The following is a 15,559-nucleotide window of genomic DNA, read 5'->3' on the forward strand; positions in this document are numbered from 1 at the left end:
TGCCTTGCGGGAGCCGGTGTCGGGCGATGAGACCGCCCGTGCGGCCGACGTCCTGCGGAACCTCGCCGATCCGACCCGCCTGCATCTGCTGCGGCTCCTCGCGACGGCCCCACAGGACGTGAGCGAGCTCACCGACCAGGTGGACGCCTCGCGGTCGTCGGTGTCGCAGCACCTCGGGCGGCTGCGGCACTCCGGGCTGGTCGCGGCCGACCGCGTCGGGCGCCGGATGCTCTACCGGCTCACCAGCGACCACCTCGCCGCTCTGGTCGCCGAGGCGTACCAGTTCGCGGCGCACGACCTGCACGGCATTCCGCATCACCGGGGTGGCGGCTGACGGCAGCCGTACCCGGCGCTGGCGGGGCGGATTCCTGGCTGATGCAGGCAGGTGGCGAATCCGACCGGGTGAACAGGCGCGGTGCAGGGCTGAGTGGTACAGCAGAGCTGTCGGCAGCCCCGGAAACAGCTCTCATGTACCCCTCGGCGACGGGCTCCGTAGTTCCACGGGTGAGACGCCGCGGCGACGACCGGGACGGTGGGGGCATGAGCGGACAACGGCTCGTACGGGGACTCGTCCCACGGTTGGGCGCGGCCGCCGTGCTCGCGCTGGCGACGGCGTCGTGCTGGTGGGTCTGGATGGCCTGGGACCACGACTACCGGATCGACCCGGTGACGGGGGAGGCCGTCGGGCCCTACGAGGCCTGGCAGGTGATCGGCTGCGGCGTGTGCCTGGTCGCGGTGTGCGTCGTGGCGACGCTGCGGCTGCCGGTGTGGATCGTCGTGCTGGTCATGCCGATCGCGTTCATGTGGGCGTGGGCTGCGACGGCGGCGAGCACGGACAGCACCGGGTTGTGGCTGGTCGGAGCGTTCATGATGCTCGCCGGCGGGGTGCCCCTGGTGGCGCTGGTCAGCTCGTTGACGCACCTGGTGCGTCCCCGCGAACGCACCGGCCGGGTCTAACGCTCCGCCCGCTCCACCGCGGCCCGCGCGTCGTCCACCGGCACCCCGAGTGTCAGCAGGTGCCCGAGCGCGACGTCGTGCTCGTCGCCGTCCCACGTCCCCGCCTGCGCGGCGTGCAGGTAGGCCGCGGCACCGCTGTGCAACACCTCGGTGAGCGTCGCCGCGTCGGCGTGCCGGGTGAACACGCAGGCGCGCTGCCCGTGGTCGATCAGGCGGGTGAGCAGGCGGGCGTAGGGCGCCATGGCGGCGCGGATCTCGTCGTCGGCGGTCTGGCGGGCGAGGACGATCAGCGCGCCGTAGCGCCGGGAGACGCTCCAGGTCCGCAGCACCTTCGCGGCCAGCTCGGCGGCCGGATCCACCGGCTCCGGGTCGACCGGGCCGGTTCGTTCCAGGAACTCCGCCGTCGCCGCGCGCACCAGCTCGACGACGAGTGCCTGCCGGCTGGGGAAGTGCCCGTAGACGGTGCGGCGGACGACACCGGCGCGGGCGGCGACGTCGTCGAGGGAGGCCTCCGGGTCCCCGCGCAGCACGTCCTGGGCCGCGTCGAGGATCGAGCGCCGGTTCCGCTCGCGGGCCGGGAGCCGTTCGGCCGCTGCTTTCTCCATGGGTGCATTTTTGCACAGACTGTGTAAGTCTTGGGGGACCCGAACGGACGGAGCAACGATGACCACCGTGGAGCGGACCGAGCCCATCGAGCTCGACGACGCCTTCTTCGAGAACCCCGACGGCCTCTACCGCGAGCTGCGGGTCGACCGCCCCGCCGTCCGGGCGACCGGCCCGAACGGCCTCGGCTTCTGGATGATCACCCGCTACGCCGACGCCCGCGCCGCGCTCAACGACCCGCGCCTGCTCAAGGACTCCCGCCGCATCCCGCCGATCCTGGAGCGGCACAGAGCCTCCGGGACGGAGCGCGCGTTCACCGACGCGCTCGTCGGGCACATGCTCAACGCCGACCCGCCGGACCACACCCGGCTGCGCAAGCTCGTCTCGCGGGCGTTCACGATGCGCGCCATCGCCAGGCTGCGCCCGCGGATCGAGGAGATCGCGACCGAGCTCGCCGACGCGATGGCCGCCGCCGGGCCCGACGTCGACCTGCTCGACGAGTTCGCCTTCCCGCTCCCGATGGCCGTGATATGCGAGATCCTCGGCGTCCCGCAGGACCGGCGCGACGACTTCCGCCACTGGTCCAGCACCCTGCTGTCCCACGCCCCCGACGACGAGCGCGCCGCAGCCGCCGCGGCCATGTCCCGGTTCCTCACCGACCTGGTCGCCGACAAGGCCGCGAACCCGGGGGAGGACATGCTGTCGGTGATCGTGCGCGCGTCCGAGGACGGCGACTCGCTCACCCACGGCGAGACGACGGCGATGGCGTTCCTGCTGCTCGTCGCCGGGCACGAGACCACGGTCAACCTGATCGGCAACGGGATGGCCGCGCTGCTGCGCGACCCGGCCCAGCGCGCGGTGCTGGCCGAGGACCCGGACAAGATCCCGCACGCGGTCGAGGAGTTCCTGCGCTACGACGGCCCGGTCGACCTCGCGACGTTCCGGTTCACCGACGAGCCCGTCGAGATCGACGGGATCACCATCCCGGCCGACGAGCTGGTGCTCGTCTCGCTGCTCGGTGCCAACCGCGACCCCGAGCGCTACGCCGAGCCCGAGCGGCTCGACGTCGAACGGGACGCGTCCGGGCACCTCGCGTTCGGCTACGGCATCCACCACTGCCTCGGCGCCCCGCTGGCCCGGCTCGAGGCCGACATCGCATTCCGCACCCTGCTGTCCCGGTTCCCGGACATGACGCTGCGCGGCGAGCCCGGACCGCACCGGATCAGCACGCTGATCAACGGACTGACCAGCCTGCCGGTGCGGCTGACCGTAGGCTGATCATCATGGCGGCACCGGGGCGCGCACGGCAGGAACGGATCTACTCCGAGGGCGTCTCCGGTGGCCGCCCGCGCGTCCCCACCGGCCCCGACGAGCTGGAGCGCCGCGCCCGGCGCGCCATGTCCCGCCGCGCCGACGCCTACGTGGCCGGCGGCGCAGGCGCCGGGACGACGATGCGCGCCAACCGCGCCGCGTTCGCCCGCCGCGAGATCGTGCCGCGGATGCTGCGTGACGTCGGCGAGCGCGACCTGTCGGTCGAGCTGTTCGGCCGGCGCATCCCCGCCCCGCTGCTGACCGCCCCGATCGGCGCGCTGGACCTGGTCCGGCGTGGCGCGGACGTCGCGATCGCCCGCGCCTGCGCGGCGACCGGCGTCCCGATGGTGATCTCCAACCAGGCAGGGGCGCCGGTGGAGGAGATCGCCGCCGCGGCCGGGACGAGCTGGTTCCAGCTCTACTGGTCGACCTCCGACGAGCTGGTCGACAGCTTCCTGGCCCGCGCCGAGGCGTCCGGGTGCGAGGCGGTCGTGGTCACCGTCGACACCTCGATGCTCGGCTGGCGCCCGCAGGACCTGGACCTGGGGCACCTGCCGTTCGCCCGCGGGATCGGGATCGCGCAGTACACCTCGGACCCGGTGTTCCGCCGCCTCGCCGAGCAGAGCCTCGACGCGCCGGCGCAGGGCCCGGCGCCGAAGGTCACCCCGCAGGCGGTGCGGACGTTCCTCGAGATCAGCCGCAACGCACCCGGCTCGTTCCTGGCCAACCTGCGCTCACCGCTGCCGCGGGCCGCGGTGCAGACGTTCCTGCGGGTGTACTCGCGACCGCACCTGACCTGGGACGACCTGGCGACGCTGCGGTCGCGGACCCGGCTGCCGGTCGTCGTGAAGGGGGTCCTGCACCCCGACGACGCGCGCCGCGCCCTCGATTCCGGCGCCGACGGCGTCGTCGTGTCCAACCACGGCGGGCGTCAGGTCGACCACGCGGTCGCCTCGCTGGACGCGTTGCCCGCCGTGGTCGACGCGGTGGCCGATCGTGCTCCGGTGCTGCTCGACTCCGGCGTGCGGACCGGCGCCGACGTCGCCACCGCCGTCCGGCTCGGTGCCCGTGCGGTGCTGCTCGGCCGCCCGGTGGCCCACGGCCTCGCGCTCGACGGCGCCCGCGGCGTCGCCCGCGTGATCGAGAACGTGCTCGCCGAGCTGGATCTGGTGTGCGGCCTGTCCGGGGCGACGACGCCGTCGGGGATCGAGCTGCGGGAGCGCCCATGAACCGGCCGCGCGGGACGGGCCCTCCTTGCGGGGCAACCGGTCCTGGTGACCTGGGCGCTGTACGCCGGTGGGTTGGTCGCGCGTCGGTGAGCGGTCCTGGAACCGGGACGACCGAGCACGAACCGGGCGAAAATCCGGGCCGTACGGCGACGCGCCGAGGAATCTGGTGGAGCGGCGCACACCTGCGTGGTGGAAGCCGCTAGGGTCCGTGGTGCTAGATATTCGGCAATACGCGAGGAGACATCCGGATGCCACAGGGAACCGTCAAGTGGTTCAACGCGGAGAAGGGGTACGGGTTCATCACGCCGGACGGAGGCGGGCAGGACCTGTTCGTCCACTTCAGCGCGATCCAGACCTCCGGATACCGCAGCCTCGACGAGGGTCAGGCCGTGACCTTCGAGGTCACGCAGGGTCAGAAGGGTCCGCAGGCCGACCAGGTCGTGCCCTCCTGACCGGTTAGAACCGGCAGACGAGCGAAGGCCCGGGGTGCAGCGCACCCCGGGCCTTCGCCGTGTTCGGACAGTTTCTCTCTAGGACGCCAGCCGGCTCTCCAGCCCCGCGATCAGGATCTCGACGCGGCGCAGCGTCCAGCTCCGCGGCGGGTCGTCGACCTGGTCGCGGAACACCGCACGCACCTGGGGTGCGAACGGCTGCATCGAGTCGACGATCTGCGGGGCGCGGTGCAGGTCCCCGGCGCCACGGCCGGGTGCGGCGGTCAGCCACGGGCCCAGTCCGGTGTGCAACGCCGAGCCGGCCGCCAGAACGGCGTCCTCGGCGCTGAACCCGGCGGCCAGCAGGCTGTCGATCAGTTCGCGGTACACGGTCATCAGCGTCTCCGGCACCTCGGGAAGGCGCACGAGCACGCCCGCCATCCCGGGATGGGCCGCCATCACGTCGAAGGTCGCCGCCGTCACCGCCAGCAGCTCCTCCTGCCACCGTCCGCCGCCGAGCGTCGGGAAGGCGTCACGGGGCAACAACTCGTTCGCCAGCGCGGCCTGGAGTGCCTCCAGGCTCGGGAAGTGGCGGTAGAACGTGGAGTACTTGACGCCGACCCTGGCCGTCACGGCACCGACGGTGAGATCGGAGAAGCCGAGCTCGCGTGCGGCGGCCAGCAGGGTCGCCCGGTCGGTGAGTGGTGGACGGCCGGTGCGCCTCGCCGGTCTGCTCTCGGTCTCGGTCACGCCCCGCATACTACTGCCCGTTCGCGAACGGGTGATCAGGTAGTCGCCCTCTCGCTGACGACTAGTGGTGACCTGCACCATCTCTGATCCGTCAGCACTCCCGGTAGAGGGCGAGAGGGGCTCTCATGGCCTCGCACGGCGGCATGTTCGTTACCGAGAGTGACACAGCGAGAAGAGTCACTCATTTGTCCCGGCAACTATGTCGCCCAGCGTGGTCAGGCTCGGCGCCCCCGGGTCCCAGTACGCGGAGTGGGCGGCGGCGAGGGCGGACTCGTCGGTCGGGGTGGCCGGGTCGTCGGCGGTGGGCAGCACGTGACCGGGTGCGGAGCCGAACACCCGGGCGCCGAACGCGGGACCGGCCGGATCCGGCCCGTGGCTGAGCCCGGTGGGCCCGAAGGGGCGCGAGGTACCGAACATCTCCGGCCCCGGCCCGAACCGGACCGGGTCGTGCTCCGCGGTCGTCGCCCACACCCGGCCCGCACCACCGAGGTCGGCAGCCCGGGACGCGCCTGCACCCGGGCTGCCGACGAGCACGACGTCGTCGGCGACTGGGCCGCCGCGAGCCGCCGCCCCGGCGACCACCGACCCGTAGGAATGCCCGACGACGGTCAGGTGCACCGGGCCGTCGTGGCCGTCGCGCAGGCCCTGCTGGAAGCGCCGCAACGGTTCCGCCGCCGCACGGGCCGGCAGTGCCGAGGTCGCGGCACCGAGACCGGGCGGGGCGTCATAGCCGGTCCACAGGATCGCGGCGACCTCGCCGGTGCCCCGCAGCGCGGCCGCGTCGCGGGTGGCGGTGACCCGGCGCAGGTCCTCCCCGGCCGACGCCCAGCCCGACGCCGTGCCCGGCACGTGCGTGACGACGTGTGCCGCCCGCTCCGGGTTCCCCAGCGCGACCACCAGCCGCCCGCCCCCGCCGGGCGCCCCCGGGCCGACGTCGAGCAGGTACGACGACGGTGCCGCGAGCGCGTGCGCCGCCGCCTCCAGCCCGGCCAGCGCCGCCGTGGTCCGCCCGGCCGCGCGCATCGCCCCGCGCCGCCGCTCGGCGGCGAGCCGACTCCGCAGCCCGGTCAGCTCGCCGTCGAGCCGTAGCCGGTTCGCCCGGTCGCGGTCGGCGAGCGGGATCCCGTCGAGCGTTCCGACCAGGGCGGGGTCGTCGTGCAGCAGCTGCGCGCGCCCGTCGGGGCCCAGACCGTGCCACCAGTCCCGGACCTGTGCGGGGGCGACCGGGGGAGTGGGCGCCGCCGCGGGCCCGAGGCCCCGCAGGACGGTGACGGCGTCGTCGTCGGCCCGGGCGGCGGCGGTCGTGGCGGCCACGACCGCCGACCCGAGCAGCGCGGCGTCCGCGGCGAAACGCGGCAGCGATCCGGTGAGGGCGGCGAGTGTCGCGGTGCGGGCGAGGCGGGGGAGCCCGGAGGCCGTGTCGAACGCGGTCAGCAGCGGGTCGGTCGCGGCGACGGCGGCGAGCAGCGTCCGCTGGGCCGCCAGCACGCGTCCGGACCAGTCCTCCAGGGCCGCCGCGGTCCCCGCCGCCGACGACGCCGCGGCCGCGAGCCGCCCGCGCAGCACGGCGTGTGCGCCCCGCGCGGCGTCGGCGTCCGCACCCACCCAGCGGTCCCGGCCGAGCGACGACGCGGCCCGGTCCAGCTCGGCGACCTGCGCGGCCAGTCCCCGCCCGAGCGCGTCCCAGTCCGCGGCGCGGTGCAGCCACCCCGACGGGTCGACGGCGAGCAGCTCGGCGACGGTCGGCACTCAGGGCCCACCCGGTCCGGGCCGCGCGGCGAGCTCCGCGGCCACCGCCGTGTCGGTGTCCCGCCACGCCCCGGCGGCGCCCCGCAGCGCCTCGGCGAGCTCGTGCGCCGCACGCCGGTCCCGGTGCAGCTCCGCGTCCCGGTCCCCGGCGAGCGCGACGGCCACGGCCGTCGCGGCGAACCCGGCGGCCGCACCGGGCTCGGCGGGCGGCGCGGCCCCGATCCCGGCGGCGACGGCGTCGTACGAGCGGGCCGCGGTGTCCAGCTCGTCCGGGCGGATCCGCACCAGATCCCCGTCCACGGCGCCTCCTCGTCCCTGCGGCGCGTACGCGCCGGATCCCGTGCGGCGCATACACGCCGACCGCCCGCCGACGACTCGTCGACACAGCGGGATTCTGCGCCGGGCGGCGGCCGGGCGGGGCGGAACGGCACGGGACGATCACGATCGCGACGGGTTCCGGCCACGCCAGCCGGTGCACTCGATCATGGCGGGTTGACGTGAGAACATCGTCGCCGTTCGTAACCGGTGAGGGGAGCGTCGTGGTCGGCGTCCAGCGGGTGATGACGGTGTCCACTCCGGTGGAGACCGTGCTCGGCTACCTTGCCGACTTCGGGCACAGCGAGACCTGGGACCCGGGCACCCGGACCGCCACCCGGGCCGACGACGCCGGGGTCGTCGAGGTCGGCAGCACCTGGCACACGGTGTCGGTGTTCAACGGCCGCGAGACCGAGCTGCTGGTCCGGCTCACCGAGCGCACCGCGTCGCGGCTGGTGTTCGTGGGGGAGAACCCGACGGTCGTCGCCACCGACGACCTGCATGTCGAACCGTCCGAGGACGGCGGCTCGACGATCACCTACCGTGCCGACCTGCGGTTCAAGGGCCTGCTCAAGCTCGCGGGACCGTTCCTGCGCCGCGAGTTCGAGCGCGTCGGCGACGAGGTGGAGCGCACCCTGCCGCCGGTGCTGGAGAACCTCAGTCCTCCCACCAGCCCATCCGCCGGCTGACCTCGCGCCCCGCGGCGACGACGTCCGGGGTGATCTCGTCGATCCGCTCGGGCGGCAGCCGGTAGGACGGCCCGGACACCGACAGCGCCGCGATGACGGTCCCGGAGTGGTCACGCACCGGCGCCGCGACGGCGTTGAGCCCGGTCTCCAGCTCCTCCAGTGACCACGCGTACCCGCACTCGGTGACCTCGGTGAGCAGCGCCGCCAGCTCCTTGCGGTTCACCTTCTCCCCGCCGGGGACCGGCTCGTCGAGCGCGGCCGGGTCCAGGGCGAGCGCCGCGGCGAGCAGCACCTTGCCGCTGGAGGTGTTGTGCATCGGGGTGATCCGGCCCAGCCAGTTGTAGGTGGTGACCATCGACGGGCCGCGGGCCTGGTCGACGTTCACCGCCCATCCGCGGTCGGGGATGGCCAGGTTGACCGTCTCGCCCAGCTCGCTCGCCAGCTCGTCGAGCACCGGGCGGCCCTGGGTGGTGACCTCCAGGCGTTCGGCGACCCGCCCGGCCAGCGGGATGAGCCCGAACCCGAGCCGATACTTGCCGCGGTCGCCGACCTGCTCGACCAGTCCGTGCGTCTCCAGGGCCCCGAGCAGGCGGAACGCGGTGGACTTGTGCACGTCGAGCGCGGTCGCGAGCTCGCTGACGCCGGCCTCGCCGCGTCCCGCGATCAGCTCGAGGACGGTGATCGCGCGGTCGACGGACTGCACTCCGGACTCGCGGGTGCGCACCGGGTTGCCCATGGCGCAACCCTAACGGCGCAACGCCCGTGCCGTCGTCCCCGGGGGCGGACCGGGCCGAGACCGGCGTCACCTCCGCCCCGCTGCGCTGCTCCGACCGGTGATCTTCCAGGGGCGAGTTCGTGTCACCGGTTGCGCACGGGCGTCCGCGTGGTGAAGCTTGCTCGCCGTGCCGAGCCTCTACATCGACGGAACGTGGACCGGCGGTTCCGCGGGAACCGCACCGGTCATCAACCCCTACGACGCGTCGACCATCTGCGAGGTCGACCAGGCCGGGCCCGACGACGTCGACCGCGCGGTCGCCGCCGCGCGCACGGCGTTCGACTCGGGCCCGTGGCGGGCCACCTCCTGCGGTGAACGGGGAGAGATTCTCGGCCGCATCGCGGACCTGCTGGTCCGCGATCGGGAGGAGATCGCCCGCAGCGAGACCCTGGACACCGGCAAGACGCTGGTCGAGGGCCGCCAGGACGTCGACGACGTCACCGCGGTCTTCCGCTACTACGCAGGCCTGGCGGACAAGGACGCCGGCCGCGTCGTCGACACCGGCAACCCCGACGTCGTCTCCCGGATCGTGCACGAGCCGGTCGGCGTCTGCGTGCTGATCACGCCGTGGAACTACCCGCTGCTGCAGCTGTCGTGGAAGGTCGCCCCGGCCATCGCCGCCGGCAACACGATGGTGATCAAGCCCAGCGAGGTCACGCCGCTCACCTCGATCAAGCTGGTCGAGCTGTGCGCCGAGGCGGGCGTGCCCGCCGGCGTCGTGAACATCCTGCTGGGTACCGGGCCCGACGTGGGCGCCCCGCTCACCGAGCACGCCGACGTCGACATGGTCAGCTTCACCGGTGGCCTCAACACCGGGCGCTCGATCATCCGTGCGTCCGCGGAGACCGTGAAGCGCACCGCCGTCGAGCTGGGCGGCAAGAACCCGAACGTCGTGTTCGCCGACACCGACTTCGAGCTCGCCGTCGACTACGCGATGCTCGCGGTGTTCCTGCACTCGGGCCAGGTCTGCTCGGCCGGTGCGCGGCTGATCATCGAGGACTCGATCGCCGACGACGTCGTGGACGAGATCGTCCGCCGGGCGCAGCGGATCAAGCTGGGCAACGGGCTGGACGACGGCGTCGAGGTCGGCCCGCTGGTCTCTGCGCAGCACCTCGAGAAGATCGAGAACTTCGTCGCGGCCGCCCGCGCCGAGGGGGCGACCATCCGCTGCGGCGGTGCACGCCCGGACGCCCCGGAGCTCAAGAACGGCTACTTCTACCTCCCCACCGTGATCACCGACCTGCCGCAGGGCTCGGAGCTGATCAAGGAGGAGACGTTCGGCCCGCTGCTGACCGTCGAGCGGTTCAGCACCGAGGAGGAGGCCATCCGCCTCGGCAACGACACCGAGTACGGCCTGGCCGGTGCGGTGTTCACCCAGGACATGGGGCGCGCCAACCGGGTCGCGAACGCGCTGCGCCACGGCACCGTGTGGATCAACGACTTCCACCCGTACTTCCCGGGCGCGGAGTGGGGCGGCATGGGCCGCTCCGGCAACGGGCGCGAGCTCGGACCGACCGGCCTGGCGGAGTACCAGGAGATCAAGCACATCTGGAACAACACCGCTCCGGAGCCGCAGCGCTGGTTCTCCGGCGAGTGACCGGGCGGGGCCACAGAGTGAAGGAGATCTCCGTAGGCATGGGAGAGATGGCATGACGGATCGGTTCGACTACGTGATCGTCGGCGGCGGGTCCGCCGGATGTGCCCTCGCGGCGCGGCTCTCGGAGGACCCGCAGACGCGGGTGCTCCTGCTCGAGGCCGGCCCGAGCGACGTCGGCGATGACAACATCCTCAAGCTGAACGAGTGGATGAACCTGCTCGACTCCGGCTACGACTGGGACTACCCGGTCGAGGAGCAGGAGAACGGCAACTCGCACATGCGGCACGCCCGCGCCAAGGTGCTGGGCGGGTGCTCGTCGCACAACTCCTGTATCGCGTTCTGGACGCCGAAGGAGGACCTCGACGAGTGGGCCTCCATGGGCCTCACCGGCTGGTCCGCCGAGGACTGCTGGCCGCTGATCCAGCGCCTGGAGACCAACGACGGCGAGTGGGAGGGCCACGGCCGCTCCGGCCCGGTCAACCTGATGCAGATCCCGGCGGTGGACCCCTGCGGCAACGCCGTGCTGGAGGCCGCGTCCGAGGTCGGGCTCCCGACGGTGAAGTTCAACGAGGGCCACACCGTCACCGACGGCGCCGGCTACTTCCAGATCAACCGGTTCCCGGACGGGACCCGCGCCTCGGCGTCGGTGTCCTACCTGCACCCGATCCTGGACGAGCGGCCCAACCTCGAGGTCCGGACCGACTGCTGGGCCTCGAAGGTGCTCTTCGACGGTGACGACCCCGACGTCGCCACCGGCATCGAGTACATGCGCGGCATCGGCCCGGGCTACGAGAAGGTCTACGCCGACCGGGAGGTCATCCTCTCCGCCGGTGCGATCGACACCCCGAAGCTGCTGATGCTCTCGGGCATCGGCCCGGCCGAGCACCTGGCCGAGTTCGGCATCGACGTCCGCGTCGACGCCCCGGGCGTCGGCTCGAACCTGGACGACCACGTCGAGGGCCTGGTCTTCTGGGAGGCCGCGAAGCCGATGGTCGACGAGTCCACCCAGTGGTGGGAGATCGGCCTGTTCAGCCGCACGGTCGAGGGCCTCGACCGGCCGGACCTGATGATGCACTACGGCTCGGTCCCGTTCGACCTGAACACCGTGCGGTGGGGCTACCCGACCACCGAGAACGGCTTCTGTCTCACGCCGAACGTCACCCGCGGCCGCTCGCGGGGCACCGTGCGGCTGCGGACCCGGGACTTCCGGGACCGGGCGAAGGTCGACCCGCGCTACTTCACCGACCCCGAGGGTCACGACATGCGCGTGATGATCGAGGGGATCCGGCTGGCGCGCAGGATCGCCGAGCAGCCGGTGCTGAAGGAGTGGGTGGCCCAGGAGCTGGCTCCCGGGCCGGAGGCCACCACCGACGAGGAGCTGGCCGACTACATCCGCCGGACCCACAACACCGTGTACCACCCCGCGTGCACGGCCAAGATGGGCACCGACGACGACGAGATGGCCGTCCTCGACCCGGAGCTGCGGGTGCGCGGGGTGCGCAACCTGCGCGTCGCCGACGGGTCGGCCATGCCGTTCCTGCCGGCGATCAACCCGAACATCACCACGATGATGATCGGCGAGAAGTGCTCGGACCTGCTGAAGGCCGCGCACTCCGGCTGAGCGTCCACACGCCCCGAACGACCCGGTCCGCGTTCTGCGGGCCGGGTCGTTCGCTGTCCGGGGCCGGTTACGTCCGCAGGCCGAGTGCCGCGGGCAGCTCGCGGGCGGCCTCGACCAGGCTGGGTCCGTACCAGGTGAGAAGGCGGCCGCTGACCAGGGCGGACGGGGCGTCGAACGCCTCCGGGCCGTCGTCGGCGGTGAAGGTGTACGGCTCGTCGGGCAGGACGACGAGGTCGTGCGGCGGCAGCTCGGCCGGGTCGAAGCGGGGGTAGCGCTCGGGGGAGTCGTCGAGGACGTTGCCGATCCCCAGCCGGTCCAGCACGGCGCCGGTGAAGGTGTCGGAGCCGACCGCCATCCAGGGCTTCCGCCAGATCGGGACGACCGCGCGGCGCCGCGGTGACGCGGGCTCGACCGCCGCCCACAGCTCGCGGGCCTCGCGCAGCCAGTCCGGCTCGGGCAGCCGGCACGCGGTGAGCATCCGGCCGAGGGAGGCGAGGCCGCCGTCGACGTCGCGGATGTCGGTGACGTACACCGCGAGCCCCGCGGCGCGCAGCGCGTCGAGCTCGCCGGGCTTGTTCTCCTCCTGGTTGGCGAGCACCAGGTCCGGGGCCAGCGCGACGATCCGCTCGACGTCGGGGTTCTTGGTGCCCCGGATCCGCTCCACGTCGAGGTCCGCCGGGTGCGTGCACCAGTCGGTGGCGGCGACGAGCAGTCCCGGCGCGCTCGCCGCGACCGCCTCGGTGAGCGAGGGGACCAGTGACACCACCCGCTGCACACGCTCCGGCACCGGGACCGCGCGGCCCTCGTCGTCGAGCACGGGATCGGTCGCAGGGTCGGTCGCGGGGCTCACGGGGCCGACCGTAGTCGGCGGGACGCGGCGGAGCGGGGTGCTGCCGTGGATCGGACGTTGCCGGGGCGCGGACGGCGGCCGGTGCGCCGGGACCGCGCTCCCTGCGCGGGCAGCCGCAGGGTGGTCACCCCGCCGAGGTACCTCAGTAGGTGAGGCACTCCGCGGGGGGTTCTGCCGCCGCGGGATGTCTCAATGGCTCGCGGGATGTGTCGGTGGCTCGCGGGATGTGTCGGCGGCTCGCGGATGTCTCGGTGGCTCGCGAGATGTCTCAGCGGCTGAGGCATCTCCGGGATGGATGTCCGCCGCCCGCGGCGCGACCTCAGTGCGTCTGCGCCAGCACCCGGGGTGCGTGCTCCAGGACGTGGGCCCGCAGGGCGGCGACGGGTGCGGTGGGACGGTCGCCGGTGGGGCGGACCATGCCGAGTGTCCGGACGGTGTGCGGCGATCGCACCGGCACCTCCACCACGCCCGCGATCGGCGCCGCGACCGGCAGCAGCGCCACGCCGAGGCCCGCGCCGACGAGCCCGCGCAGCGTCCCTGACTCGCCGCCCTCGAACGCGGGTCGCGGTTCGAACCCGGCCTCGCGGCACCAGCGCAGCACCGTGCCGTGCAGCCCGTAGCCCCGGGCGAACAGCAGGAACGGCTCGTCGGCCGCCTCGGCGAGGTCGATCTCGGTCCGCGCCGCCAGCGGGTGCTCGGCCGGGACCGCCAGGCGCAGCTCCTCCTCGGCGAGCGGCACGGACTCCAGGCCGGTCTCGTCGGGCAGCGGCGAGGTGAGTGCGAGGTCGACGCTGCCGTCGCGCAGCCGTTCCAGCAGCCCGGCGTGCCGTGCCTGCACCAGGCGGATCCGTACGCCCGGGTATTCCCGGCGGAAGTCGCGCAGCAGCCGCGGCACGGCGTCGAGCCCGAGCGTGCCGAGGAAGCCGAGCGCGACGCGGCCGGTGGTGGGATCGGCGTCACCGGCGAGCTCGGCGGTGGCGGCGGTGAGCTCGGCCAGCGCGGCCTCGGCACGGGGGAGCAGCGTCCGGCCGGCCGCGGTGAGGTGCAGCCCGCGCCCGGCCCGGCGGAACAGCGACACCCCGAGCTCGTCCTCGAGCCGGGCGATCGACCGCGACAGCGTCGGCTGCGGGACGCCGATCTGCTCGGCCGCCCGGGTCAGGTGCCCGGTCCGTGCGACCGCGACGAACCGGTGCAGCCCCGGCGCCAGCGACTCATGCATGGATGGATGATAAGCACTCGTAACATGCATTGGACGCATGCTGTGGTCGCGCCTACGGTCGTACGCGATGGCAACGATCGATCGCTCCACCGTTCCCGGCGGCCGGCTCGCCGCTCCCGTCGAGCGCGGAACGCCCGAGTTCCGTCGCCTCGGGATCGCGCTCTGGCTCTCGGGACTGGCGACGTTCGTGCTGGTCTACAGCGTGCAGGGGCTGCTGCCGCGGCTCTCGGCGGAGTTCGGCGTCGGTTCCTCGACCGCCAGCCTCGTGCTGTCGGCGACGACCGGGACCCTGGCCCTCGCCGTCCTCCCGCTGTCGGCGATGACCGAGTCCTGGGGCCGCGCCCGCGTCATGACGTGGGCGCTCGGCGCCTCGGCCGTCCTCGCGCTGGTCGCACCGCTGGCGCCGACCTTCGGGGCGCTCGTCGTCATCCGCGGACTGCAGGGCATCGCGCTGGCCGCGCTGCCGGCGCTGTCGATGGCGCACCTGACCCATGAGGTCGCACCCCGCCACCTCGGTGGCGCGGTCGGCCTGCTCATCGCCGGGAACACCCTCGGCGGTCTGTCCGGCCGGCTCGTCGCCACCTGGGTCGCCGAGCTCGGCGGGTGGCGCGCGGGCATGGCGGCCGTGGGTGCGGTGTCGGTGCTGGCGACGATCGCGTTCCGCCTGGTCCTGCCCGCCCCGACCGCGCCGACCCCGCCCCGCACCCGGTTGCGCGACCTCGGCGCCCCGCTGCGCGCCCACGTCACCGACCCCGGTCTGCTGTGCCTGTTCGGCATGGCGTTCCTGCTCATGGGTGCGTTCGTGACGGTCTACAACTTCCTGGGCTTCCGGCTGCTGGCCCCGCCGTTCTCGCTGCCCGCGACGCTCGTCGGGCTGGTCTTCCTCGGCTACCTCGCCGGGAGCTGGGCCTCGACGCAGGCCGGGCGCCTTGGTGACCGGTTCGGTCGCCGCCCGGTGCTGTGGGTGGCCACGTTGATCGCGCTGGCCGGGATCTGGGTGACCCTGCCCGACAACCTGGTGACGGTGCTCGTCGGACTCCTGCTGGTCACCGTCGGGTTCTTCGGCGCGCACTCGGTCGCCAGCAGCTGGGTGGGCCGCCGCGCGGTCCTGCGGACGGGCGCGGTGCCGGCTCAGGCGTCGTCGCTCTACCTGGTCGGCTACTACGCGGGCTCCAGCTTCGGCGGCGCGTTCGGCGGCGTCGCCTACGACCACGGCGGTTGGATCGGGGTCACCGGCTACGTCAGCGCCCTGTTGCTCGGCGCCCTGGCCCTCGCCCTGGTCCTGCGCCGCAGCGCCCCGCCGGCCTGAGCGTCGTCCGGACCGTCGCGACTCCGGACGAATGCGACGATCCCCGCCACCCGGACGGGTGACGGGGATCGTCGTCTGGCACGGTGGTGAGGCCCCCACGAGAACCGACCTTCCCCCGGAGGACCGGATCATGAAGAAGACCAACGGACGCAAG

16 protein-coding genes are annotated in these 15,559 nt (G+C 73.6%); 9 read left to right on the plus strand and 7 right to left on the minus strand.

Annotated elements, in window-relative coordinates; all coding sequences use genetic code 11:
• Window positions 1-16: 16 nt before the first annotated feature.
• Window positions 17-334 (plus strand): ArsR/SmtB family transcription factor, encoded by a 318-nt coding sequence (locus ACLE50_RS16225; protein WP_410944392.1) that lies wholly within the window; start codon window positions 17-19, stop codon window positions 332-334.
• 206 nt (window positions 335-540) lie between these two features.
• Window positions 541-957 (plus strand): hypothetical protein, encoded by a 417-nt coding sequence (locus ACLE50_RS16230; protein WP_410944393.1) that lies wholly within the window; start codon window positions 541-543, stop codon window positions 955-957.
• Here the strand turns inward: ACLE50_RS16230 and ACLE50_RS16235 are convergent.
• Window positions 954-1,562, minus strand: coding sequence for a TetR/AcrR family transcriptional regulator (locus ACLE50_RS16235; RefSeq protein ID WP_410944394.1), 609 nt, complete (start codon window positions 1,560-1,562; stop codon window positions 954-956). The two genes, ACLE50_RS16230 and ACLE50_RS16235, sit on opposite strands and share 4 nt — an antisense overlap.
• A gap of 58 nt (window positions 1,563-1,620) precedes the next feature.
• On the opposite strand from ACLE50_RS16235, the gene ACLE50_RS16240 reads away from it, so the two are divergent.
• The 3 genes from ACLE50_RS16240 to ACLE50_RS16250 all read left to right on the plus strand — a co-directional run bounded on the left by ACLE50_RS16240 (window position 1,621) and on the right by ACLE50_RS16250 (window position 4,552).
• On the plus strand, window positions 1,621-2,838 hold the full coding sequence (locus tag ACLE50_RS16240) for a cytochrome P450 family protein (protein WP_410944395.1): 1,218 nt from the start codon (window positions 1,621-1,623) through the stop codon (window positions 2,836-2,838).
• Between the two features lie 5 nt (window positions 2,839-2,843).
• Window positions 2,844-4,100 carry an alpha-hydroxy-acid oxidizing protein gene (locus ACLE50_RS16245; RefSeq protein ID WP_410944396.1) on the plus strand — a complete coding sequence of 419 codons (1,257 nt, stop codon included), beginning with the start codon at window positions 2,844-2,846 and terminating at the stop codon, window positions 4,098-4,100.
• Between the two features lie 248 nt (window positions 4,101-4,348).
• A complete protein-coding gene (locus tag ACLE50_RS16250) occupies window positions 4,349-4,552 on the plus strand; it encodes a cold-shock protein (protein WP_340288879.1) in 204 nt (67 codons plus the stop codon).
• A 78-nt stretch (window positions 4,553-4,630) separates the two neighbouring features.
• Here ACLE50_RS16250 and ACLE50_RS16255 read toward each other — a convergent pair whose 3' ends face one another.
• The 3 genes from ACLE50_RS16255 to ACLE50_RS16265 all read right to left on the minus strand — a co-directional run bounded on the left by ACLE50_RS16255 (window position 4,631) and on the right by ACLE50_RS16265 (window position 7,330).
• Window positions 4,631-5,281 (minus strand): TetR/AcrR family transcriptional regulator, encoded by a 651-nt coding sequence (locus tag ACLE50_RS16255; RefSeq protein ID WP_410944397.1) that lies wholly within the window; start codon window positions 5,279-5,281, stop codon window positions 4,631-4,633.
• Window positions 5,282-5,458: 177 nt separating this feature from the next.
• Entirely contained in the window at window positions 5,459-7,030 is a 1,572-nt protein-coding gene (locus ACLE50_RS16260) for an alpha/beta hydrolase (RefSeq protein WP_410944398.1), read from the minus strand.
• Complete coding sequence (locus ACLE50_RS16265) at window positions 7,031-7,330, minus strand: hypothetical protein (protein ID WP_410944399.1); 300 nt, start codon at window positions 7,328-7,330, stop codon at window positions 7,031-7,033.
• Window positions 7,331-7,569: 239 nt separating this feature from the next.
• Here ACLE50_RS16265 and ACLE50_RS16270 point away from each other — a divergent pair, with 239 nt between their 5' ends.
• Complete coding sequence (locus tag ACLE50_RS16270) at window positions 7,570-8,034, plus strand: SRPBCC family protein (protein WP_410944400.1); 465 nt, start codon at window positions 7,570-7,572, stop codon at window positions 8,032-8,034.
• On the opposite strand, the gene ACLE50_RS16275 is transcribed toward ACLE50_RS16270, so the two are convergent.
• The gene (locus ACLE50_RS16275) at window positions 8,003-8,770 is read right to left on the minus strand and encodes an IclR family transcriptional regulator (RefSeq protein ID WP_410944401.1); all 768 of its coding nucleotides are present in this window, start codon (window positions 8,768-8,770) and stop codon (window positions 8,003-8,005) included. The genes ACLE50_RS16270 and ACLE50_RS16275 overlap by 32 nt on opposite strands.
• Before the next feature lie 166 nt (window positions 8,771-8,936).
• On the opposite strand from ACLE50_RS16275, the gene ACLE50_RS16280 reads away from it, so the two are divergent.
• Both ACLE50_RS16280 and ACLE50_RS16285 read left to right on the plus strand, forming a co-directional pair.
• On the plus strand, window positions 8,937-10,406 hold the full coding sequence (locus ACLE50_RS16280; RefSeq protein WP_410944402.1) for an aldehyde dehydrogenase family protein: 1,470 nt from the start codon (window positions 8,937-8,939) through the stop codon (window positions 10,404-10,406).
• A gap of 52 nt (window positions 10,407-10,458) precedes the next feature.
• Complete coding sequence (locus tag ACLE50_RS16285; RefSeq protein WP_410944403.1) at window positions 10,459-12,027, plus strand: GMC family oxidoreductase; 1,569 nt, start codon at window positions 10,459-10,461, stop codon at window positions 12,025-12,027.
• A 67-nt stretch (window positions 12,028-12,094) separates the two neighbouring features.
• On the opposite strand, the gene ACLE50_RS16290 is transcribed toward ACLE50_RS16285, so the two are convergent.
• Together ACLE50_RS16290 and ACLE50_RS16295 are read right to left on the minus strand one after the other, a co-directional pair.
• A complete protein-coding gene (locus ACLE50_RS16290; protein WP_410944404.1) occupies window positions 12,095-12,877 on the minus strand; it encodes a helical backbone metal receptor in 783 nt (260 codons plus the stop codon).
• A 319-nt stretch (window positions 12,878-13,196) separates the two neighbouring features.
• Window positions 13,197-14,096: a LysR family transcriptional regulator gene (locus tag ACLE50_RS16295; protein WP_410944405.1), complete on the minus strand. Its 900-nt coding sequence runs from the start codon at window positions 14,094-14,096 to the stop codon at window positions 13,197-13,199.
• 67 nt (window positions 14,097-14,163) lie between these two features.
• Here ACLE50_RS16295 and ACLE50_RS16300 point away from each other — a divergent pair, with 67 nt between their 5' ends.
• Complete coding sequence (locus ACLE50_RS16300; RefSeq protein ID WP_410944406.1) at window positions 14,164-15,405, plus strand: MFS transporter; 1,242 nt, start codon at window positions 14,164-14,166, stop codon at window positions 15,403-15,405.
• Window positions 15,406-15,559 lie beyond the last annotated feature (154 nt).

This window comes from Pseudonocardia phyllosphaerae, assembly GCF_046546475.1.
Classification (GTDB): Bacteria; Actinomycetota; Actinomycetes; order Mycobacteriales; family Pseudonocardiaceae; genus Pseudonocardia; species Pseudonocardia phyllosphaerae.

Coding starts and splice junctions, on each gene's coding strand:
- ACLE50_RS16230 (WP_410944393.1), top strand. CDS start 541: ATGAGCGGACAACGGCTCGTACGGGGACTCGTCCCACGGTTGGGCGCG.
- ACLE50_RS16235 (WP_410944394.1), bottom strand. CDS start 1,562: ATGGAGAAAGCAGCGGCCGAACGGCTCCCGGCCCGCGAGCGGAACCGG.
- ACLE50_RS16240 (WP_410944395.1), top strand. CDS start 1,621: ATGACCACCGTGGAGCGGACCGAGCCCATCGAGCTCGACGACGCCTTC.
- ACLE50_RS16245 (WP_410944396.1), top strand. CDS start 2,844: ATGGCGGCACCGGGGCGCGCACGGCAGGAACGGATCTACTCCGAGGGC.
- ACLE50_RS16250 (WP_340288879.1), top strand. CDS start 4,349: ATGCCACAGGGAACCGTCAAGTGGTTCAACGCGGAGAAGGGGTACGGG.
- ACLE50_RS16275 (WP_410944401.1), bottom strand. CDS start 8,770: ATGGGCAACCCGGTGCGCACCCGCGAGTCCGGAGTGCAGTCCGTCGAC.
- ACLE50_RS16285 (WP_410944403.1), top strand. CDS start 10,459: ATGACGGATCGGTTCGACTACGTGATCGTCGGCGGCGGGTCCGCCGGA.
- ACLE50_RS16295 (WP_410944405.1), bottom strand. CDS start 14,096: ATGCATGAGTCGCTGGCGCCGGGGCTGCACCGGTTCGTCGCGGTCGCA.
- ACLE50_RS16300 (WP_410944406.1), top strand. CDS start 14,164: ATGGCAACGATCGATCGCTCCACCGTTCCCGGCGGCCGGCTCGCCGCT.